The organism is Vibrio alfacsensis (assembly GCF_019670485.1).
Classification (GTDB): Bacteria; Pseudomonadota; Gammaproteobacteria; order Enterobacterales; family Vibrionaceae; genus Vibrio; species Vibrio alfacsensis.
In genome coordinates this window covers 3,077,033-3,098,159 of the sequence record NZ_AP024165.1, presented here as the reverse complement: position 1 = coordinate 3,098,159, position 21,127 = coordinate 3,077,033, and the positions used below count along the sequence as shown (strand labels likewise).

Here is a 21,127-nt window from a genome sequence, read left to right as displayed (position 1 = left end):
GAGTACAACAGGCCATAGATGAGCCAAAAAGGACTATCGACTGTTAAGCTACCCATTTTACCGTAAGAGCGCAAATCGGGTTCGGGATTTTTATCTAAGATGATCGGTTTTTTGTGTGATCATGGTGCGCAGCCAAGTTAAAGCTGGGTCATTTTCTCTGTCTCGATGCCAAAACAAAGTGTATGCCATTGGTGGGAATTCGAGTGGTAGTGGCAGTAGTGCCATGTCATGTTGCTTGGCTGCTAGCTTCACAAAGTGGCTTGGCGCGGTAAACACAAAATCGGTGTAAGAGCACAAACTCGCGGCGCTGTTAAAGTCCGGTACAGTCACTGCGATATCACGCTCTCGACCAATGTCGGCCAAGCGGTAATCAAGCAACCAACGGTCATTGCCATCACAACGTACCTGGACATGACGCAGGGCTAGATAAGCTTCCAAATTCCAATTACCACGCAAAGCCGGGTGGTCTTTACGAACGATGCACATTTGGTGGTCGCGATAGATTTCTTGCTCACAAATGTCATCAGGTGGCAGCATCGTCAACTTAGCATCGTTGATGTCGATATCTCGACCTGTCATGCCCAAATCGATTTCACCGCGCTGAATCATCTTGAACGTTTGTTCCGACCAAGAGTGGGTGCTTATGGTCACGCCTGGCGCTTGTTGGAATATTGCCGGTAAGAAATGGGGCAGAATTAATGGATACACACTCTCTACTGCTGCGATTTGAAAACGGTACTCACTGCTCTGCGGAGAGAACTCTTCAGGTTGAGTTAGCACCTCAAGTTGGTTTATCAACAGATCCAGTTTCGGCTTAAGGAACAATGCACGCGGTGTAGGCGTCAATCCATGCGAGTTTCGTGTGAACAAAGGGTCATCAAACTGGGTGCGTAACTTGGCCAAAGATTTACTCACCGCAGACTGACTCAAGCACAGCCGGTGCGCAGCTCGAGTGACATTCAGCTCTTCCATCAAGACCTTAAAACAGACCAACAAATTGAGGTCTAAACGCACTAATTTTTCGACGTTCACTGTGATTTTCCTCATGGGAATAATGGTCATGAGTATACATCATTTCCATTCATATCATCAGATGATTAAGCTTTGCACAAAGTTCTTGTTCAATTTGGAGTGTTTTGTGTCTAGCCATATTACAAATAGCAAAAAACAGATGGCGCTGTTGACCATGTTAGTTCTGTTCAGTCCACTTGCGATTGATATCTATCTACCTGCTTTGCCTCTTATTGCATCCACCTTTCAGGTAGAAAATTCATTGGCACAAGACACCATCACTTGGTTCCTATTTGCTATGGGGGTTGGTCAGCTATTCGCTGGTCCCTTGGCAGATAAACTCGGTCGTCGAACTGTTGCATTGGGAGGTATCACCATCTACGCATTGAGCGCTGTATTGGCGTGGAGTGCTCAAAATATTGAGTGGATGTTGACGGCTCGTTTGCTACAAGGCTTAGGTGCATGTGCAACATCTGTAGCAGCCTTTGCAACAGTTCGCGATATATTCGGTCCGGAAAAAAGTGGCAAAATGATCAGTTACCTTAACGGGGCGATCTGCTTTATCCCTGCATTGGCGCCTATTTTAGGCAGTTGGCTAACCCAGCAATTTGATTGGCGTGCAAACTTCAGTTTTATGGCGGGCTTCGCTGTTGTTGCTGGGAGCATGATATTCTTTGGTATGAAAGAGACCAACCCTGCAACTGAGAAGCAGGCGGTGTTCAAATTGAGTCGCTATTGGGCGGTATTGAGCACACCATCATTCATCTTCCACGCATCACTGTGCTTGATGGCGATGGCGGTCATTCTTGCTTACGTAACGTCTGCACCTGTGGTGTTGATGACAGGCATGGGACTATCGATGAATGAATTCACCTTTTGGTTTGGTCTGAATGCGGCATTCAACATTGCGGCTTGTATGCTTGCGCCTAAGTTCATGGATCGCTGGGGCACTCATAATTCACTCGTTGTTGGTATTGTCTTACTGGCCATCTCCGGGGTAGTGATGATGGTAATGAAAGGCAGTAACACGGCACTGTCATTTATGTTGCCTATCTTCATTTCATCAGTAGGATTTGCATGGATTCTTGGCGCGGCGGCGGGTAAAGCGCTAGAGCCATTTGGGGATAAAGCGGGGACGGCTGCAGCATTATTAGGTTTATTCCAAATGAGTGGCGCAGGTTTATTGGTAGGCACGCTTCAGCGTTTATCACTTGATCCACAAACCTTGATTGCGATTCATATGTGGGTATTACTTCCAGCATTGGTGATTCTATTCACTAAAGCAGGCAAGAACTGGCACACAAAATTAGTGAATGCGTAAAACTCGGTAATTTAGTATTTTCCAATGTACCTAACGCGTGTATATTTGTCGTTCAAACTTTTCTCGACACCATAACGGAACTCAAAAAGTAATGTCGTTAACCACGTATGAAATGGCTCGTATCTTAGAGCAAATGGAAGAGTCACCAGAAAAGGTGATGTTTGGTAAGTTGCTTAACGAACTAGGCAACCAAAGCTCTGAGCGTATTCGTAGCGCGGCAAAACAAGTTCCAGTGCCAGTACTGCGCGATATCGTGTACCAATTTCAGCAAGTGATTGAGTCGCGTAAAGGCGAGCAAGTTGAGCAGATGGCAAAAGACCTCGCTAAGCAAGGTATCTCCGCAGAAGAGCTACTGGCTTACTTAAACAAATAATAAAAAATCCCCGCATGATGCGGGGATTTTTTTAGTTGGTAATTTTCTTCTTCAGTATGTGGTCGAGAGATAAAGGCCCGGGTCCCCACACAATCACAATAAGTATCATCAACCCCCAAAGTTGGTGGTCATAGAAGCCTTTCTCCCACAGTAGTGGGTAAGAGACCACGGCGATGATGTTGAACACAAACAGAATCGCAGCCATCGGCCGAGTAATCAATCCCAGTGCCAAGAATACCGGGAGAACCAATTCTGCAGCTGTACCTAAGTAAGCCGCCAACTCCCATGGCAGTATTGGCACTTGGTATTCCAGCTCAAATAAATACAGTGTGCTATCCCAAGACGAGATTTTGATTAGCCCTGAATTGAAGAACACCCATGCAACCCACAAGCGACAAAAGAGAAGCAGTACAGGGACAAGGCCAGCTTGTAAGGTACTGATTAAGTCGTCGTACCGATTGACTAAGTTTTTAAGCGTATCCGTCATAGAGTGCTCCTTAGATTGATTTCAACGTAAAGCCGTCAACGAGATCGAGTGCCATGATGCCATTGAGATGAGCGAGTAAAACTTCAGGTATTTCGCTCAAACTCTGTTTCTGCTCTAAACATTGCAGCAGTTGGAACACATCGGCATCGAGTGCGTGACACAAGGCTTCTCCATTGGCTTGAATCGAGATGACACCTTGCTGTAATTGGTTGATATTAAGTTGTTCGAATTGGCCAGTTTGAATCGCGCTGAACAAATCAAATACTGCGTAGCTGGAGTCAAAGCTTCGGCAGCCTTGTTTAAGGTGCAAAACCAAAGCGGGTTGTTGCTCCTCACTCACTTCGCCAAGTAACGCAAGCGGTTTTAATTGTGCCGCATTGGATTGTTCATACTGTGCTTGACGAGCGAGGTCGATATGCCATTCGAAGCGTGCGACTTCAGGGCTGTAAGGTGCTTGTGCGATCACCTGGCTAAACTGCATGATGGTGTCTTGAAAGCCTTCGCCATAATGCACTACATTTCCTTCTTCTAATGGATATGTGAGAACATGCTGGCGAGCCATCTGTTCAAAGCATTCTTCACCAAACAGCGCTTCAACCATCGGGTAGGTCGCGGATAACACCTCACTTAAGCTGACGATAAAGTTATTGCGGTAAATCTGCACGCGTTCATCAGCGGTAAACTCATCACTCACTATATCGCAGTCTTCGCCGAGTGCCTGATAGTGCAGAGCTTTAGCAAACTGGCTTTGTAAGGTGGCTAGATTCATGAAGCCTTCCTTGGTTCGCTTTGTTCACTTGGGAGTGTGCCTTGCAACAGCAGTTGCGATGCTTTCTCTGCTTCTCCAAGTAAGATTTCTGGCTCAGGGATATCTAAATCCCATTCAATCAGCGTATGGCGCGGACCGTGTTTTTTTGTCCACTGCGCGAATAGCTGCCAAACTTCATCGCTAACCGGACGGCTATGGGTATCAATCCATATCTCACCTTTATCGAGTTGCTTGATGGTAAAGCCTGCCAAGTGAAGCTCATCCACTTTGTCGGCAGGAATCGCATCTAGGTATGTGCCGCAATCAAAACCGTGGTTGAAAGCTGAAACATGAACATTGTTTAAGTCGAGCAGTAAGCGACAGTCAGTGCGCTTTTGAACTTCGGTAAGAAATTCCCATTCACTGATGGTCGAATGTTGAAACTTCACATAACTAGATGGATTCTCAATTAAGATTTCACGCTGCAAATAGTCCTGCACTTCGTCCAAGTTTCGAGTGAACACTTTCAATGCTTCTTCTGTGTAGGGCAGTGGGAGTAGGTCGTTAAAGTAGTGACCGCCGTTTTCGCTCCAACTTAAATGGTCAGAAACAAGAATCGGGTCGATTGAGTCAATCAGCGCTTTAAGTTGAGCAAGGTGCTTTTGATTCACACGTTCCACCGAACCTAGTGACAGACCAATGCCGTGACAGCTAATTTGATACTGCTCGCGCAGCGCTTGTAATTGATGGCGCTCTGCAGCGTTGGGTTGAAAATAGTTTTCACTGTGGATTTCTAACCAAGATAGCTCCGGTTTATTTTGGCTAAAGTAATCGAGGTGAGGGGTTCTTAATCCAACGCCAACAAGGTCGTGGAAGGTGTGGTGTTTCACGTGAAACTCCTTTTTCAAATCGTGCGAGAAGAGCGGGATGCGTAGGTTGAGTGACTACGCATCCTCAAAACTTACATAAGGAGAATTAAGAAGAAGTGGTGCTACCGCCAGTCAGTTTGTCGCATAGACCTTTTGGTACTACAACAAATGCGTCTTTTTGATTGTCTTCTTTCGATGTACCAGCACATGAACTACTTTTCGTTGCGCAGTCATTTTTACCTGCCTTTGCGACGCCGTAGCATTTTTCTTTGTCGGCCGCGACGGCTGGAGTTGCGGTGAGCATTGTTCCTCCAAGTGCTAAAAGGCCGGTAACAGCAGCAGTAACAGCAAGATTCGACTTTTTCATAATACGTTCCTCTGAGTGATTTCCTTTACTTAGATTGGCAAGCTGATTCAGTGTTTGTTGTATGACCACTGTTCATCAACGTGCTTAACTTAAAAGATAGGAAATTGGCATGAAAACTTTCAGGCAAATTCAATTTTTGAATGATTTATGGCTGTGTTATTTCAACAAGTGATTGATGTGTGGTTTAAAAATACATCAAATTTTTTATGAAATTTTGTCTCATCTGTAATGATTGTTTAGGTTATAATCTGTTTTTATGTATAAATAACCAGTAGCGCTCATCATGATGGATCCATCTTTATTACTCGACGGTTTGAACGATAAACAACGTGAAGCCGTTGCTGCACCTCTAGAAAATTTGCTTATCCTTGCTGGTGCAGGGAGTGGTAAGACTCGCGTTCTTGTTCATCGAATTGCTTGGTTGATGTCGGTAGAGCAAGCATCGCCGTTCTCAATCATGTCGGTAACCTTTACCAATAAGGCTGCGGCAGAGATGCGTGGTCGTATTGAAGAGTTAATGATGGGCAGTACAGGTGGCATGTGGAATGGTACATTTCATGGTATTTGCCACCGTATTTTGCGAGCACACTATCTTGATGCAAAGCTACCTGAAGATTTTCAAATCATTGACAGCGACGATCAGTTGCGTTTATTGAAGCGTTTAATTAAAGCGCAAAACTTAGATGAGAAACAATGGCCTGCACGCCAAGTATCATGGTGGATTAACGGCAAGAAAGACGAGGGTCTACGTCCGTCGCACATTGACGCTTACCATGATCCAGTCACAAAAACTTATCTACAGTTGTACACCGCTTACCAAGAAGCGTGTGATCGTGCTGGTCTGGTCGACTTTGCGGAAATCTTGCTGCGCGCGCATGAGCTACTGCGTGATAACAAGTTTGTCCGTGAGCACTACCAAGCACGTTTTAAACACATTTTGGTGGATGAGTTCCAAGATACCAACAATATCCAATATGCTTGGCTACGTATGATGGCGGGTCCAGAATGTCACGTAATGATTGTTGGTGATGATGACCAGTCTATTTATGGTTGGCGGGGCGCTAAAATTGAGAACATCGAGAAATTTACCCTCGAATTCCCAAGTGTAAACACCATCCGTTTGGAGCAAAATTATCGCTCAACCAAAACGATTCTTGAAGCCTCCAATGCTTTGATTGCGAACAATACTGAGCGTATGGGTAAAGAGCTATGGACGGATGGCGTTGTTGGTGAACCTATTTCGGTTTACAGCGCATACAACGAATTAGACGAAGCTCGTTTTGCGGTAAATAAAATCAAAGAGTGGCAGGAGAAAGGTGGTGTCTTAAATGATGCTGCGATGCTTTACCGTAACAACGCTCAGTCGCGTGTTTTGGAAGAAGCCTTAATCCAAGCAGGTCTGCCTTATCGTATTTACGGCGGCATGCGATTCTTCGAACGTCAGGAAATCAAAGATGCATTGAGTTACATGCGGTTAATCGCTAACCGTAATGATGATGCGGCATTTGAGCGTGTGGTAAATACGCCAACGCGTGGTCTAGGTGATAAGACCCTAGAAACCATCCGCTTTGCGGCGCGTGATCGCGGCTGCACCATGTGGGAAGCGAGTGTGGCAATGATAGAGGAACAAGTGTTAGCAGGTCGTGCTGCTGGCGCATTGAGCCGTTTCATTGAGCTCATTACTGCACTAGAAGACGACACGATGGAAATGCCGTTGCATCACCAAACGGATCATGTGATCAAGTATTCCGGCTTGTTTGCAATGTACGAGCAAGAAAAAGGCGAAAAGTCGAAAGCGCGTATAGAAAACTTGGAAGAACTGGTCACAGCAACACGTCAGTTCGAAAAGCCGGAAGAAGCTGAAAATATGTCGCTACTGACAGCCTTCCTAACTCATGCTGCATTAGAAGCGGGTGAGGGGCAGGCGGATGAATTTGAAGATGCAGTCCAGCTTATGACACTACACAGTGCGAAAGGTTTGGAGTTCCCACTTGTCTTTATGGTTGGTGTGGAAGAGGGCATGTTCCCAAGCCAAATGTCTGCAGAAGAGGCGGGACGTTTAGAAGAAGAGCGCCGATTGTGTTATGTGGGTATGACGCGAGCGATGCAGAAGCTATACATCACATACGCAGAAATGCGCCGCTTGTATGGGCAAGATAAATACCACAAGCCATCGCGTTTTATTCGTGAATTGCCAGAAACCTGTTTAGATGAAGTTCGCATGAAAGCGCAAGTCAGCCGTCCTGCAAGTAGTGGCCGATTCAGTCAAACAGTTGTCAAAGAAAGCTTCAATGAAACTGGTTTTTCGCTTGGTTCTCGTGTTATGCATCCAAAATTTGGTGAAGGGACCATCATCAACTTCGAGGGCAGTGGTCCACAGAGTCGTGTACAGATCGCCTTTAACGGTGAAGGTATCAAATGGTTAGTGACTGCTTACGCTCGATTAGAGAAGTTGTAAGGCTTTGCAAAAATTAGCGTATTAAGATTCAGAGCTGCTTCGGCGGCTCTTTCTTATGCTGTTTATGAGTCAACAAAACGACAAAGAATTGAGTAGGAAAGCGTTGATTGAAGTAAGTTATGAGTGTTACTTACTTGCTTTCAGAGAAAGCGTCTTCAGAAAAAGAAAAACCCCGAGGGCTTGCGCCCATCGGGGTTATAGTCTTACTCGCAGCAATCCAGCTACTAAAAGTGCTCCATGCATCGAATCCATGATAGTTCGCTGTATTCCGTCAGCGTAATCCTTGCATCGCCTTCCTAGCGGTGTCCTTGACCTTATCCTGGTCTGCTAACAATCCTCGTTAGCTCTCATCACTTGTTCCCTGAGCGGTGTCCCTGACATCTTCCTGATGTTCAATCCGTGCCTCGTCCAGAGGTGTCCATATCCCATCCTTAGTAGTAACCATCCTAGTTACTATTGAGTCCGTTCAATGTCCAATTTTGCAATCCATGCCCGACTATTCTTCCTGAATAACCGTTTCTTCTTCCTGAAGTTCACCAAATCCCTGGTGTTTCCTGTTCCGTGTCAGCATCCTTCCGACAGGTTTAATATTACGTGATTAATGGTTCTCAACAATGGCTGAAATTCATATTTTTCCAAGATAGCGGCGTTCAAAAAAAGAACGAACATTTTAAATTCAATGAGTTAACTTGACTTGACCTAGAATTCTCTACATAAAAAGAGAAGTTTGCTCACCTCCTTGTAAGAGATCTCGCACAAAGGCTCGAGCAAAACACTACTATTGCCCGATCGCCATGCCCTCACGGCGTGGATCCGCAGCCCCTTCAAGTCCATCTTTCAATATACGTATCGCATGCAGCCCAGAGTTCAAATCACGAACATCGGTCTTAAATCCCATTTTTTCTAATTCTGATTGAAAGCTTTCTGCGGTGGTTCCTTGTTCAATATCTAAGGTGCCAAAACGGTTCAGTAATCGTGGTTGATTAACCGCACTTTGGATATCCATATCCCATTGAGTGTGGGCAATGATAGCTTGTGCAACGTAGCCTATGATGCGACTGCCGCCTGGAGAACCAATTGCCATGTAGGGTTTATCGTCCTTCATCATAATAGTCGGTGCCATAGAAGAACGTGGGCGTTTGCCCGGTTCTAAGCGGTTTGCGATTGGCACACCATCTTGATGAGTGCGGAAAGAGAAATCGGTAAGTTCGTTATTGAGCAAGAAGCCGCGTACCATCAAGCGTGAGCCAAAGGCGTTCTCGATGGTTGTTGTCATTGAAACCACATTGCCTTGCTTATCGACGATATTGAAATGGCTGGTGGAAGGCAGCTCGATCGATTGGTCCATGCTTAAGTTCATGGCGTGCGACCAAGGAGGGTTGCCGGCTTCAACCTTACTCAAGGCTTTACCGATTTGAATGAGCTCAGCACGTTGTTTTAGATAATCTTTATCAAGCAAGCCTTCGGTTGGCATTGGTACATAATCTTGGTCTGCCATGTATTTACCGCGATCTGCAAACGCAAGGCGAGACGCATCAGCGATCACTTGCCATGATTTCGCGCTTTCGGCTCCCCAGCCTTTAAGATCGTATTGCTCGGTGATCGCGAGAATCTGTCCAACCGTCAATGTGCCAGAGCTTGGTGGTCCCATGCCGCAGATATCATAGCTTTGATAGGCCGTACAAACGGGGTCACGTTGCTTGATTTGGTAAGTATCGAAATCGGCCTGAGCTAATACGCCAGAGTTTCCCGCTGCATTCTGAACGGTCTTAATGATGTCTGTGGCGATATCGCCTTGATAGAAAGCGTTTGCCCCTTGCGATGCAATGACCGTCAGAGTTTGCGCGTATTCAGGGTTCTTCAACAACGTGCCTTTGGCTTTTGGTGAGCCATCTGGATTAAAGAAGTAAGCCTTAGTCGCAGGGAAGCGTGATAGGCGCTTGGCATCTTTCTCAATCAGACTCGCGAGGCGAGGACTTACTTCGAAACCTTGCTCAGCCAAGGTAATTACGGGTTGGATGATGTTCTTCCATTCCAACTTGCCGTATTTCTGGTGCGTGTCCCACAGTAGTTTCACTGTACCAGGAGTGGCAACGGAGCGCCCACCGACAACCGCATCGTAAAATTGCAAGGGTTGTCCATTATCATCTAAGAAGAGTTTAGGTGTCGCGGCGAGTGGTGCGGTTTCACGTCCATCATACGTAGTCAGTTTTTGTTTCTCACTGTCCCAATACACTAAGAAGGCGCCGCCACCAATACCGGATGATTGCGGCTCTACCAAGCCCAGCATCAGTTGCACGGCAACCATGGCATCAATAGCATTACCACCTTGTGCAAGAACGTCTGCACCTGTTTGGGTTGCAATTGGGTTGGCTGCTGTGACCATATAATCTTTGGCTTTGACCAACTGTTTTTGCTCCAAGCCAGTACTGTGCTCCGGCGCAACGGCATCTGCTGCTTGGTTAGCAAAGGCTGAGGTAGATAAGACGAGTGGGGAAGTAAGAAAAAGACCCGTGGTCACGAGTCGGTTGAACGTCCAATGCATGATGACTCTCCATGTTGCCAGTTTTGTGTTTTCAGCTTGGCAGTCATGAAGAGTCACGTCGAGTCAGCAATCGCAGAAATGTCGAGTATGAGAGGATTTAATCTTTGTATTAACCAACTAAGTTTGTGGCGGTTTGAAATAGAATGCTGCTGCCAACTAAGGTGAATATGACACCACATAAGCCGTCAATGTAGATGCCAGCTTTGTGTAATTTGCGTTGTAGACGCTGAGTCGACAGCATCCACGCTAGGCTAGAGAACCAGAATAGCGACAAGCCAAATAGAATAGCTAAAGCTATGCCTTTGCCAGTAATCGACATCCCTGCAGGGACTAAGCTTGACATCAAACTGATGAAAAACACTAACGCTTTCGGGTTCAGAATATTGGTTGCAAACCCTTTAGCAAATGCTTGACGCTTGTTACTGATCACCAGGTTGTTTTGTTTCTTAGGTTGATCCGCCAGTGGGTTTTTGATCATGGTGATCACGGTGATCACGGCACGTAATGCACCGATTCCTAAGTAAAGTAAGTAACTGCCACCCAATAGTTGCACTACGGAATACAATAAAGGGTGCTGGTGGACGATATAACTCACGCCTGTCAGGCTGAACAACGAGTGAAGCAAAATACCAACAGACAATCCCAACGCAATGTACAAGCCGGTTTGACGGCCGTGACGTGTTGCGTTTTGTACCACAAGGGCAAAATCCGGACCGGGACTCATTAAGGCGATAAAGTGAATACTGGCGAGAGTCAGCAATATGGTGGATTCATTCATAACACATCTCAAATAGAAACAATGTCCCTATTGTCGTGGTAAGTCACCTGTAGCGCTTGTAAAAAACTGACAGCTTTTTCGATAAATGAAATTAACGAGTCACTTGAGAAGGAGACACTCCGTAAGTTTGTTTAAAAGCTTTGCTGAAATGCGCTTGATCGTAGAAACCGATTTGATGAGCGACGTCGGTACCACATTGACCCGCTTGAAGTAATTTCATGCCTTGTTCGAGTCGTAGGCGAGCAAACCAGGCATAAGGCGTCATGCCTGTTTGCGCTTTAAAGTGGCGCTGGAACTGAGTGGGGCTAAGTTGGCACAGATCTGAAAGTGAATCCAAACGCACCGCTTGGTCGAGGTTTGCCATTAGATAATCTTTTAACGTCCCAAGCGATTGATTCCCTAGTGGTACCACTTTTTGTCGCTCAAGCGATCCGTAGCGATCAAAAAGCTGGTTAAATCCCTCAAAAGGAAGGCAATCTTTGGTGAGTTGGCTGAGGTTTTCACGACGAAGTAGCCCGTGCAAGTTACTAAGTTGTAAAAATATCTTCGGATCCGAGATGATCAGTTCATTAAAGCGTATTATTTGACCGCTTTGCTTAAGATCAGCCAGATCGCTCAATAGGTGAGGTTCGATCGCAAATACATTCACTTCATAGCCACTTTCGAGCTTAGATTGCCCGTCGTGCAGCTCATCTGGCGGCATTATCACAATTTGCCCGTGACCAACTTGGTGGTTGTTACCTTGGTATTGGAACTTCTGCGCGCCATGCGTGATCAGACCGAGATGAAAATCCAGATGGTAATGCCTTTGAAAAGCAAATGTCTGATATTTCGCCTCAATCAGCCTCAAGTTGTCATGATCGGTTGCGTAGTACTGAATATGTTCCATGAAATAAAAAAGCTTGGTCACATTATGACCAAGCTTATCCATCAATTTCTCAATTGTCTTGTAAAAAACGATCACGCCGCACGAGCCGCTTTGCGCGATTTGCGATTATTACTCAAACCATCAAAGCTAAATACGGCCAATGCTCCCCAAATGAAAGCAAAAGTGATGGCCTTATCTGCGGAGAACGGTTCACCGTAAATTAATACTGCAAGTAAGAACATTAGACTTGGGCCGATATACTGAAAGAAACCTAACGTTGATAACTTTAGTCGTGTCGCTGCGCCGGTGAAACAAAGCAGAGGAAGTGTGGTGATAACACCCGCTGCGATTAATAAACTATTGAGTTGCCATGGATTGTCCTGCATGTTTGATGTTGGCGTATTAGCGATAAACAGTAGATAGATGAAAGCTGCAGGTAGTAAAACGGCCGTTTCGATAAACAGCCCGGTTTGTGCATCAAGGCTGACTTTTTTACGCAACAGGCCATAGAAACCAAAACTCATTGCAAGGGCGATCGCCACTATAGGGACGGATCCAAAAACAAATAGCTGAACCAGTACTCCACACGCTGCGAGAGTCACTGCAAACCATTGTAATTTACGTAGGCGTTCCCCAAGAAAAACCATCCCCAATAGAACATTGATCAGTGGATTGATGTAATACCCCAAACTTGCATCAAGCATATGATTGGTGTTGACCGCCCAAATAAAAATTAACCAGTTAGCCCCAATTAATACAGAACTAAACAATAGGTAAGTGACTTTGGTTTTATCTTTAATGACGCTATATACCGAACGCCAGCGACGGCCAAAATGAAGGAGCGCAGCGAGTAAAAAGAAAGACCAAATCACACGATGGCTTAATATCTCAAGTGGCGAGACATCGGCAATGGATTTGAAGTAAATGGGTGCGATGCCCCACATGGTATATGCACCAATTGCCAGTAAAACGCCTTGTTTTGCTCGCTGTTGGTCTTCTGGTGTCATAGTGTGTCACCTAATTGTGTGTTTATAGAGCAGAAAATCAGTATACGAGTCGTGAACTAAATCACCTAACAATTTGCGGTTTTATTCACCATCAAACCCCATTACAATGTGCCATCACTTTGCGTGCTAGTCGCATTCAAAAGCACCTCTTTTTTAAGACCCTATCTGAGATTATTCATGACCTCGACCTTGTTAGCCGAACAATCAGACTCGCCTATAACGCCTCAACGTGTGTTGGAGGATGTGTTTGGTTACCAGGAGTTCCGTGATGGTCAGCAGTTGGTGATTGATGCCGCGGTAGAAGGTCGCGACAGCCTGGTTATTCTGCCTACGGGTGGCGGTAAGTCGCTGTGTTATCAAATTCCTGCTTTGGTTCGCTCCGGCATTACTTTGGTCATATCTCCGCTGATTTCACTGATGAAAGACCAAGTTGACCAGCTTAAAGCCAATGGGGTGGCGGCTGAATGCATTAACTCGACCATGCCTCGCGAAGAGCTGCTCAGCGTGTATAACCGCATGCACACAGGTCATCTTAAGTTGGTGTACGTCTCGCCAGAACGCGTATTGATGCGTGACTTCATTGAGCGTTTGGAAAACTTGCCGCTATCGATGATTGCCGTCGATGAAGCGCACTGTATTTCCCAATGGGGACACGACTTCCGTCCAGAATACGCTGCGCTTGGTCAACTCAAGCAGCAGTTTTCCCATGTGCCATTTATGGCGCTGACGGCGACGGCGGATGACGCAACGCGCCGAGATATTCTTGAGCGTTTGCAACTGAATAATCCAGAGGTTTACCTAGGCAGCTTCGACCGCCCTAACATCCGCTACAACTTAGTTGAGAAGCACAAACCGGTTTCGCAAATCGTTCGTTATCTTGAGACCCAGAAGGGTAATTGCGGCATCATCTATTGTGGTAGCCGTAAGAAAGTTGAGATGGTGACTGAGAAGCTGTGCAACAACCACATTCGTGCTGCTGGTTATCATGCCGGTATGGATGCTGATGAGCGCGCTTACGTTCAAGAAGCTTTCCAACGCGATGACATCCAAATCGTAGTGGCGACCGTGGCATTCGGTATGGGTATCAACAAACCAAACGTGCGTTTTGTGGTTCACTTTGATATCCCGCGCAACATTGAATCCTACTATCAGGAAACGGGTCGTGCAGGGCGTGATGGTTTACCTGCGGAAGCGATGATGTTGTATGACCCTGCGGACATCAGTTGGCTGCGTCGTATGTTGGATGAGAAAGACGATGGTCCGCAGAAGCAGGTGGAAACCCACAAACTGAATGCGATGAGCGCTTTTGCTGAGGCGCAAACTTGTCGTCGTCAGGTGCTATTGAACTACTTTGGTGAATATCGCGAGAAGCCATGTGGCAACTGTGATATTTGCTTAGATCCACCGAAGCACTTTGATGCCACAGAAGAAGCGCGTAAGGCGTTGTCTTGTGTGTACCGAGTGAATCAGAGCTTTGGTATGGGCTACGTGGTAGAAGTGCTACGTGGTATGCAAAACATTCGTGTACGTGAAAATGGGCACGATAAGATTTCTACCTACGCGATAGGGCGCGATCACAGCCACGATTACTGGATCAGTATTTTCCGCCAGTTAATCCACAAAGGGCTGCTGTTCCAAAATATCACGCGTAACTCAACGCTGCAATTAACCGAAGAGGCGCGTCCGCTGCTACGTGGCGATGTGACGCTAGAATTGGCGGTTCCACGGCTAGACACCGCAGCACGTGCGGCTAAATCAGATAAACTGACCAGCAAGAACTACGACAAAAAGCTGTTTGCTAAGTTACGTAAGCTGCGTAAGTCGATTGCTGATGAAGATGGTTTGCCACCATATGTGGTCTTCAGTGACGCTACCTTGATTGATATGGCGGAAATTCTGCCGACGTCTTACGGCGAAATGCTGGCAGTCAGCGGCGTTGGTCAGCGCAAATTGGAGAAGTACGCCGACCCATTCCTTGATTTGATTCAAGAACACATTACTCACCACGGATAAGGAACCAAGATGCAAAAGGAATTTGGCTTAGCGGACTACATGGCACAAGAAGGGCGCTTAATCATTACCGCGCTGAGCTTTGATCTTGATAGTTTTCCTGCTTTGGGTGAGCGTTTAGTCGGGCTGCTTTCCGCTACTGTGATTGAAAAGCAATGGGATGCGGATATTCACTCTTGGCTGGTCGACTTTGAAGGTTGCCGACTGTTTATGAAAGCAGAGCATTACAGTGAGGCGATCTGGTTTGAAGCTCTAGCGATTGAAGAGAGTAGGGAAGAGTTGGATTATCTCGCAGGATTGTTTCAACGCGGATTCTAAAAGCCCAGTGGCGCTCATTTGGAATTATTACGAAAGGGCGTTTCACATGAAACACCCTTTTTTATGCTCAAACGTTTGCGCAGAACTGAGCGCTTGCGAGTCAAACTGGTTAATGTATAATCGCCCACCGCTTAATTCTGAATGAGTTAAGCCAGTTTATTTTCCATTTTTACATTGTTGGTAAGAGTTGTTTTTTATTAAGCGCTCGATTTGGGTTCCCTCACCCCCAAACCAAACTAAAAAGGTATCACATGAGTAACTTTACCTCTGCGCAGCAGCGCAACGCCCTTATCTATCTGGTTTTATTCCATTTAGTCATTATTGCATCAAGCAATTACTTAGTTCAGCTCCCATTTACCGTTTTTGGGTTCCATACCACTTGGGGCGCATTTACTTTCCCATTTATCTTTTTGGCGACGGATCTCACTGTACGTATTTTTGGCGCGCAAATGGCTCGTAAGATCATCTTTTTGGTGATGTTGCCTGCGTTAGCAGTGTCTTACTTCTTATCCGTTGTATTCTTTGAAGGGCAATTTCAAGGTTTCGGTCACTTAGGGGAATTTAACCTATTTGTTGCGCGTATTGCGATTGCAAGTTTCATGGCTTACTTGTTAGGTCAGATCATGGACGTGCACGTTTTTAATCGTTTACGCCAAATGAAGCAATGGTGGGTTGCACCAACATGTTCAACGCTTTTCGGTAATGCGCTCGATACTATCGCGTTTTTCTCTATTGCGTTCTATCAAAGCCCAGACCCATTTATGGCTCAGCACTGGATGGAGATTGCGCTGGTGGATTATGGCTTCAAGTTGATCATTAGTTTAGGTTTGTTTGTACCTATGTATGGCGTTCTACTTAACTATCTCATTAACAAGCTAACCGCTGTGAATCCAGACTTTAAAGTCAGCACGACGATTCAGTCTTAATTGTTGTGGGAACCCCAAAAACCGCTTGCTCAAACCAAGCGGTTTTTTTGTGGCAGTAGAAAGGACATTGTGTGGTTAGGTACAGCGTAAGGAGCAGTTGGATCATGGGTGTCCTAAAGCTTGCTTAACGGAACGTAACGAGTCTGAGGTGAAAAGCTGGGGGAATAAAAAAGGCCTCAACTTGAGACCTTTCTATAAGCGTTTGGCAAACTATAAGCGATTAGCAAATGGTGATTGTCAATGGCCAGCCAATATCAGTCTGACGGTTGGACTCAATCTCCAACTCGGCAGCTGTTAGTGGATTCGAATTAAGCCAGTGAGCATTAATACTCAGTGTCAGTTTATCGCCCTCTGCACTTAGAGACACTTTTGGCTCTAACATAGGGTTTCGACGGTGGCTAAGCAGTACGGCTAAACGTAATAAACGAAGAACTCGCTTACCGCTAGTACCAGATAGCGCATGTTGCTCTGGTAGTGACGTTAGTTGTTCACGGTAACGCCGAGCCAGTTCTCCAATGAAGAACTTTTGCGCGCGTGTGTAACCGGGTAAATCCAAATTCTGCAGTAGGTAAGCGCTGTGTTCACCGCCTTTTTTGAAATCAATGGTTAGACCAATTTCATGTAACTTAGCAGTGGTTTCCAGTAGAACTTTACCTTGTGGTTCTGCAACCCATTCTTCATCCCCAACTTGCTCAAGTAATTTGCTGGCAAGGTTGGCTACCTGTTCACCGTATTGGCAATCCAATTGATAACGTTTTTGTACGCTGCAAATCGTACGAGCACGAATGTCGTTTTGGCGAAGTTCATCAACCATTTCGTACACTAAGCCTTCACGCAATGCGCCGCCAGCCAGTGTCATGGCATCGATCTCTAATAGCTCAAAGATTGCAATTAAAATAGATAAGCCACTTGGGAATACCAGAGCACGCTCTAAAGTTAGCCCCTCGATATCGAGCTCTTCTAGGTGATCGGCAAGCATTGCTTGCTTTTGTAAGCGTTTGAGTTTGGCGTGAGTTATGACTTCATCCATACCCTGTACAAGCATGATTTCTTGTAGTGCTTGAACTGTGCCCGATGCTCCAACACAAACATCCCAACCTAAGTCTGTATACTGCTCCAGAATTGGCATTAATGTTTGTTTGGCACCTTCAATGGCTGCTTCAAAGTTACGAGCGTTAAGTTGACGATCTTTGAAGAAATGTTCTAACCAAGTAACACAACCCATCTTTAGGCTAGTGAGAGCTTTGGCTTCGAAACCTTCACCAATAATGAGTTCAGTACTTGCGCCACCGATATCGACGACAAGTCGACGGCCGCTGCCGCCGGAAGTATGTGCAACACCTTTATAAATAGTGGCCGCTTCTTCCTCACCAGTGATGACTTCGATTGGCTGCCCCAATATTTGGTTCGCTTTCTCTAGAAAAACATCCACATTCGTGGCGGTACGCAGTGTTGCAGTACCCACAATGCGGATGTTCTGTTTAGGAATATCCTGCAAGCGTTCTGCAAATAGACTTAAGCAGTCCCATCCTCGCTGCATAGCTTCCATACTAAGAGAGTTACGTTCATCTAAGCCCGCTGCGAGACGAACTTTGCGCTTAATTTTAGCCATGGTTTGAACGCTGCCATCGATATGACGCACAACGAGCATGTGAAAACTGTTCGACCCGAGGTCGATGGCGGCGTATAGCGGTGATGATCCTGCTTGACTCATAAACGACTTCAGTTTCCTTTTATGATTGTTTTGGCGCTGATTGACGCGGCTGACGAGGACGACGTCCTTGCGGCTTGCGGTTACCAGAGCGAGTGCCACCTGTATTAGTGCGACGTTGCTGAGTACGAGGCGCGCGCATACGAAGTGGGGCAGGCAGATCTTGGATTAGAGCCGAAGCGTCGTAATCAGAAACTGGGATTGCGTGCTCAATGTATTCTTCGATTGGTGGCAAGTTGATTGCGTAATCTTCACAAGCAAAGCTAATAGAGTGACCACTTGCGCCAGCACGACCAGTACGACCGATACGGTGAACGTAGTCTTCACAGTCATCCGGTAGGTCGAAGTTGAATACGTGTGTTACTTGAGGAATATGTAAGCCACGAGCAGCAACGTCGGTTGCTACGAGTAGGTCAACTTCACCAAGCGTGAATTGCTCAAGAATTTTTTCACGTTTTTTCTGTGGTACATCGCCAGTCAGTAGACCAACACGGTGACCATCTGCTGCTAGGTGACCCCAAATCGACTCACACTTATGTTTAGTGTTAGCAAAAACGATTGCACGATCTGGCCATTCTTCTTCAATAAGTGTTTGAAGCAGAGCCATTTTGTCTTCGTTAGATGGGTAGAACAGTTCTTCTTGGATGCGGTGACCGGTTTTTTGCTCTGGCTCGACCACAACATGCTCAGGGTTGTGCATGTGTTCGAATGCTAATTCTTGTACACGATAAGACAACGTTGCTGAGAACAGCATGTTCAGACGTTCTTTTGGCTCAGGCATACGACGGAACAAGAAACGAATGTCTTTAATAAAGCCAAGATCAAACATACGGTCTGCTTCGTCCAGAACAACAGCTTGAATGTTGTTTAGGTTGAATACACGCTGTTTGTAGAAGTCAATGATTCGGCCAGTTGTTCCGATAAGAATATCAACGCCGTCTTGTAGCTTACCAAGCTGCTTATCGTAGCTTTCACCGCCGTATGCGAGTGCTGCTTTAAGACCCGTACTTGCAATCAGAGGTTCAGCATCGTTGAAGATCTGAATCGCCAGTTCACGAGTTGGTGCCATAATAATCGCACGCGGTTGCGTTGGTTTACGCCCTTCGTGTTCAGGTGTGGTCAATAGGTGGTTGAAAGTAGCAGTAAGAAACGCGAGGGTTTTACCAGTACCCGTTTGGGCCTGGCCTGCAATGTCTTGGCCGGTGAGCAGTACCGGCAACGCCAATGCTTGGATAGGGGTACAATATTCGAACCCTTTTTTTTCCAATCCATCAATGACTTGGGGCTTTAAATCCAAATCGGCGAACTTTTGCTCTGTGATATGCGTCTTTTTCATAGCTATAGAATATCAGCTAAAGCTTGCAATACGAAAGTAAATACATTCCAATAGGGCATCAAATTACTGGTTATCATCCAACCAGTTTCGAAAAACACATTGGAGTGGAAGATGAGTGATAAGATTTTGCAGCTGACTGATGATGGTTTTGAAAACGACGTAATCAATGCTGCAGGCCCTGTTCTAGTTGATTTTTGGGCGGAATGGTGTGGTCCTTGTAAAATGATTGCCCCAATTCTGGATGAAATCGCTGATGAGTACGAAGGCAAACTCACTATCGGTAAACTAAACATTGACCATAACGCAGGTACACCGCCTAAGTTTGGTATTCGTGGCATTCCAACGCTACTGTTGTTTAAAGACGGTAACGTAGCAGCAACAAAAGTTGGTGCATTGTCTAAGACTCAATTAAAAGAGTTTCTAGACGCGAATCTATAATCACTTATGTGATTGCAAACAAAACCGTGCAAAACATCAATGCGCGGTTTTGTTTTTCTAACTCTGGACTAGAATACTAATTAGTGCTAACTTATCGCGCGTTAATTGAACAATTTCTCTTCTTGGTCGATCCTGAGACCAAATCCATCTTAACTAGAAAACAGATCTTATTTTGACTAAACAAGAATCCACCACCATGAACCTAACCGAACTGAAGAACAGACCAGTGTCTGACCTTGTAAAACTTGGCGAAAGCTTAGGGCTTGAGAACCTAGCGCGTCTAAGAAAACAAGACATTATCTTCGCAATCCTTAAAGCGCACGCAAAAGGCGGCGAAGACATCTTTGGCGATGGGGTTCTGGAAATTCTGCAAGACGGCTTTGGTTTCCTACGCAGTGCAGACAGTTCATACCTTGCTGGTCCTGACGACATTTACGTATCACCAAGTCAAATTCGCCGTTTTAACCTACGTACTGGTGACTCTATTGCTGGTAAAATTCGCCCACCAAAAGACGGTGAGCGCTACTTTGCCCTTTTGAAAGTCAACACGGTAAACGACGACAAACCAGACAACGCGCGTAACAAGATCCTATTCGAGAACTTAACGCCTCTACACGCTAACGAGCGTATGGTTATGGAGCGCGGTAACGGTTCTACAGAAGACATCACTGCACGCGTTTTAGATTTGGCATCGCCAATCGGTAAAGGTCAACGTGGTCTGATTGTTGCTCCGCCTAAAGCGGGTAAGACAATGCTTCTGCAAAACATCGCTCAAAGCATCGCTTACAACCATCCTGAATGTGAGTTGATGGTACTTCTGATCGACGAACGTCCGGAAGAAGTAACAGAGATGCAGCGCCTAGTTAAAGGTGAAGTGGTTGCGTCAACGTTTGATGAACCAGCATCTCGTCACGTACAAGTAGCAGAGATGGTAATTGAGAAGGCAAAACGTCTTGTAGAACACAAGAAAGACGTGGTTATCCTACTTGACTCAATTACTCGTTTAGCTCGTGCATACAACACCGTAGTGCCTTCATCAGGTAAAGTACTAACTGGTGGTGTCGATGCCAATGCACTACACCGTCCAAAGCGTTTCTTCGGCGCAGCTCGTAACGTAGAAGAAGGCGGCAGTCTAACTATCATCGCAACAGCACTAGTAGATACTGGTTCTAAAATGGATGAAGTTATTTACGAAGAGTTCAAGGGTACAGGTAACATGGAACTGCACTTGAACCGTAAGATTGCTGAAAAACGAGTATTCCCAGCGATTGATTTCAACCGCAGCGGCACGCGTCGTGAAGAGCTACTCACTAAGACAGACGAATTACAGAAGATGTGGATTCTGCGTAAGATTGTTCACCCAATGGGCGAAACCGACGCGATGGAGTTCCTAATCGATAAGCTAGCAATGACGAAGACTAATGATGAATTCTTCGATGCAATGCGTCGTCAGTAGTCACCGATAAGTTGTTTTGATAAGAGCCACCGCATAGTTCGGTGGCTTTTTTATTGCTTTCTCCCGATAGAAACATCAGAATGAAGAAAATGTTATCGGG

General features: G+C 45.8%; 19 protein-coding genes. 8 read left to right on the top strand and 11 right to left on the bottom strand.

Translation table 11 applies throughout. The features are described 5' to 3' along the window. Nucleotides 1–90 precede the first annotated feature (90 nt). Nucleotides 91–1,032 carry a LysR substrate-binding domain-containing protein gene (locus VA249_RS14315; RefSeq protein ID WP_128809828.1) on the bottom strand — a complete coding sequence of 314 codons (942 nt, stop codon included), beginning with the start codon at nt 1,030–1,032 and terminating at the stop codon, nt 91–93. A gap of 106 nt (nt 1,033–1,138) precedes the next feature. On the opposite strand from VA249_RS14315, the gene VA249_RS14310 reads away from it, so the two are divergent. Together VA249_RS14310 and tsrA are read left to right on the top strand one after the other, a co-directional pair. Continuing rightward, a complete protein-coding gene (locus VA249_RS14310; RefSeq protein WP_221068362.1) occupies nt 1,139–2,332 on the top strand; it encodes a multidrug effflux MFS transporter in 1,194 nt (397 codons plus the stop codon). Between the two features lie 91 nt (nt 2,333–2,423). After that, nucleotides 2,424–2,705 (top strand): H-NS-like global regulator TsrA, encoded by a 282-nt coding sequence (gene tsrA, locus VA249_RS14305; RefSeq protein WP_069218570.1) that lies wholly within the window; start codon nt 2,424–2,426, stop codon nt 2,703–2,705. A gap of 31 nt (nt 2,706–2,736) precedes the next feature. Here the strand turns inward: tsrA and VA249_RS14300 are convergent, their stop codons facing one another. The 4 genes from VA249_RS14300 to VA249_RS14285 form a co-directional block, all read right to left on the bottom strand. Further along, nucleotides 2,737–3,192 carry a DoxX family protein gene (locus VA249_RS14300; protein WP_221068361.1) on the bottom strand — a complete coding sequence of 152 codons (456 nt, stop codon included), beginning with the start codon at nt 3,190–3,192 and terminating at the stop codon, nt 2,737–2,739. A 10-nt stretch (nt 3,193–3,202) separates the two neighbouring features. After that, entirely contained in the window at nt 3,203–3,961 is a 759-nt protein-coding gene (locus VA249_RS14295) for an HvfC/BufC N-terminal domain-containing protein (protein WP_221068360.1), read from the bottom strand. Continuing rightward, on the bottom strand, nt 3,958–4,830 hold the full coding sequence (bufB, locus tag VA249_RS14290) for an MNIO family bufferin maturase (protein ID WP_221068359.1): 873 nt from the start codon (nt 4,828–4,830) through the stop codon (nt 3,958–3,960). Before bufB ends, VA249_RS14295 begins: the two co-directional genes overlap by 4 nt. Before the next feature lie 85 nt (nt 4,831–4,915). Continuing rightward, nucleotides 4,916–5,176 (bottom strand): BufA1 family periplasmic bufferin-type metallophore, encoded by a 261-nt coding sequence (locus VA249_RS14285; RefSeq protein ID WP_211915719.1) that lies wholly within the window; start codon nt 5,174–5,176, stop codon nt 4,916–4,918. 283 nt (nt 5,177–5,459) lie between these two features. On the opposite strand from VA249_RS14285, the gene uvrD reads away from it, so the two are divergent. After that, nucleotides 5,460–7,634 carry a DNA helicase II gene (gene uvrD / locus VA249_RS14280; RefSeq protein ID WP_221068358.1) on the top strand — a complete coding sequence of 725 codons (2,175 nt, stop codon included), beginning with the start codon at nt 5,460–5,462 and terminating at the stop codon, nt 7,632–7,634. Between the two features lie 778 nt (nt 7,635–8,412). Here uvrD and ggt read toward each other — a convergent pair. The 4 genes from ggt to rarD form a co-directional block, all read right to left on the bottom strand. Further along, nucleotides 8,413–10,179 (bottom strand): gamma-glutamyltransferase, encoded by a 1,767-nt coding sequence (gene ggt / locus VA249_RS14275; RefSeq protein WP_221068357.1) that lies wholly within the window; start codon nt 10,177–10,179, stop codon nt 8,413–8,415. A gap of 109 nt (nt 10,180–10,288) precedes the next feature. Further along, nucleotides 10,289–10,957 (bottom strand): LysE family translocator, encoded by a 669-nt coding sequence (locus VA249_RS14270; RefSeq protein ID WP_221068356.1) that lies wholly within the window; start codon nt 10,955–10,957, stop codon nt 10,289–10,291. A gap of 91 nt (nt 10,958–11,048) precedes the next feature. Then, on the bottom strand, nt 11,049–11,846 hold the full coding sequence (locus tag VA249_RS14265; RefSeq protein ID WP_221069965.1) for an AraC family transcriptional regulator: 798 nt from the start codon (nt 11,844–11,846) through the stop codon (nt 11,049–11,051). Nucleotides 11,847–11,917: 71 nt separating this feature from the next. Further along, nucleotides 11,918–12,832, bottom strand: a complete 915-nt coding sequence (rarD, locus tag VA249_RS14260) for an EamA family transporter RarD (protein ID WP_221068355.1) — start codon at nt 12,830–12,832, stop codon at nt 11,918–11,920. A 177-nt stretch (nt 12,833–13,009) separates the two neighbouring features. Between rarD and recQ the strand changes: the two genes are divergently transcribed. From recQ to VA249_RS14245, 3 genes are all read left to right on the top strand, one after another. After that, a complete protein-coding gene (gene recQ / locus VA249_RS14255) occupies nt 13,010–14,845 on the top strand; it encodes an ATP-dependent DNA helicase RecQ (protein WP_221068354.1) in 1,836 nt (611 codons plus the stop codon). Between the two features lie 9 nt (nt 14,846–14,854). Continuing rightward, the gene (locus VA249_RS14250; protein WP_221068353.1) at nt 14,855–15,160 is read left to right on the top strand and encodes a DUF3630 family protein; all 306 of its coding nucleotides are present in this window, start codon (nt 14,855–14,857) and stop codon (nt 15,158–15,160) included. 251 nt (nt 15,161–15,411) lie between these two features. Then, the gene (locus VA249_RS14245) at nt 15,412–16,086 is read left to right on the top strand and encodes a 7-cyano-7-deazaguanine/7-aminomethyl-7-deazaguanine transporter (protein WP_128809840.1); all 675 of its coding nucleotides are present in this window, start codon (nt 15,412–15,414) and stop codon (nt 16,084–16,086) included. A 220-nt stretch (nt 16,087–16,306) separates the two neighbouring features. Here the strand turns inward: VA249_RS14245 and gppA are convergent, their stop codons facing one another. Both gppA and rhlB read right to left on the bottom strand, forming a co-directional pair. Further along, nucleotides 16,307–17,800, bottom strand: a complete 1,494-nt coding sequence (gene gppA, locus VA249_RS14240; protein WP_221068352.1) for a guanosine-5'-triphosphate,3'-diphosphate diphosphatase — start codon at nt 17,798–17,800, stop codon at nt 16,307–16,309. Between the two features lie 19 nt (nt 17,801–17,819). Next, on the bottom strand, nt 17,820–19,133 hold the full coding sequence (rhlB, locus tag VA249_RS14235; RefSeq protein WP_128809842.1) for an ATP-dependent RNA helicase RhlB: 1,314 nt from the start codon (nt 19,131–19,133) through the stop codon (nt 17,820–17,822). Nucleotides 19,134–19,244: 111 nt separating this feature from the next. Between rhlB and trxA the strand changes: the two genes are divergently transcribed. Both trxA and rho read left to right on the top strand, forming a co-directional pair. Further along, nucleotides 19,245–19,571 (top strand): thioredoxin TrxA, encoded by a 327-nt coding sequence (gene trxA, locus VA249_RS14230; RefSeq protein WP_004745500.1) that lies wholly within the window; start codon nt 19,245–19,247, stop codon nt 19,569–19,571. A 196-nt stretch (nt 19,572–19,767) separates the two neighbouring features. Then, nucleotides 19,768–21,027 carry a transcription termination factor Rho gene (gene rho, locus VA249_RS14225; RefSeq protein WP_038868581.1) on the top strand — a complete coding sequence of 420 codons (1,260 nt, stop codon included), beginning with the start codon at nt 19,768–19,770 and terminating at the stop codon, nt 21,025–21,027. The last annotated feature ends 100 nt before the right edge of the window (nt 21,028–21,127 follow it).

What these genes read in the sequence shown, in the direction of transcription:
- uvrD (WP_221068358.1), top strand. Translation starts at nt 5,460, where the DNA reads ATGATGGATCCATCTTTATTACTCGACGGTTTGAACGATAAACAACGT.
- VA249_RS14295 (WP_221068360.1), bottom strand. Translation starts at nt 3,961, where the DNA reads ATGAATCTAGCCACCTTACAAAGCCAGTTTGCTAAAGCTCTGCACTAT.
- VA249_RS14265 (WP_221069965.1), bottom strand. Translation starts at nt 11,846, where the DNA reads ATGGAACATATTCAGTACTACGCAACCGATCATGACAACTTGAGGCTG.
- VA249_RS14285 (WP_211915719.1), bottom strand. Translation starts at nt 5,176, where the DNA reads ATGAAAAAGTCGAATCTTGCTGTTACTGCTGCTGTTACCGGCCTTTTA.
- rarD (WP_221068355.1), bottom strand. Translation starts at nt 12,832, where the DNA reads ATGACACCAGAAGACCAACAGCGAGCAAAACAAGGCGTTTTACTGGCA.
- ggt (WP_221068357.1), bottom strand. Translation starts at nt 10,179, where the DNA reads ATGCATTGGACGTTCAACCGACTCGTGACCACGGGTCTTTTTCTTACT.
- VA249_RS14300 (WP_221068361.1), bottom strand. Translation starts at nt 3,192, where the DNA reads ATGACGGATACGCTTAAAAACTTAGTCAATCGGTACGACGACTTAATC.
- rho (WP_038868581.1), top strand. Translation starts at nt 19,768, where the DNA reads ATGAACCTAACCGAACTGAAGAACAGACCAGTGTCTGACCTTGTAAAA.
- tsrA (WP_069218570.1), top strand. Translation starts at nt 2,424, where the DNA reads ATGTCGTTAACCACGTATGAAATGGCTCGTATCTTAGAGCAAATGGAA.
- rhlB (WP_128809842.1), bottom strand. Translation starts at nt 19,133, where the DNA reads ATGAAAAAGACGCATATCACAGAGCAAAAGTTCGCCGATTTGGATTTA.
- recQ (WP_221068354.1), top strand. Translation starts at nt 13,010, where the DNA reads ATGACCTCGACCTTGTTAGCCGAACAATCAGACTCGCCTATAACGCCT.
- VA249_RS14245 (WP_128809840.1), top strand. Translation starts at nt 15,412, where the DNA reads ATGAGTAACTTTACCTCTGCGCAGCAGCGCAACGCCCTTATCTATCTG.
- VA249_RS14270 (WP_221068356.1), bottom strand. Translation starts at nt 10,957, where the DNA reads ATGAATGAATCCACCATATTGCTGACTCTCGCCAGTATTCACTTTATC.
- trxA (WP_004745500.1), top strand. Translation starts at nt 19,245, where the DNA reads ATGAGTGATAAGATTTTGCAGCTGACTGATGATGGTTTTGAAAACGAC.
- VA249_RS14250 (WP_221068353.1), top strand. Translation starts at nt 14,855, where the DNA reads ATGCAAAAGGAATTTGGCTTAGCGGACTACATGGCACAAGAAGGGCGC.
- gppA (WP_221068352.1), bottom strand. Translation starts at nt 17,800, where the DNA reads ATGAGTCAAGCAGGATCATCACCGCTATACGCCGCCATCGACCTCGGG.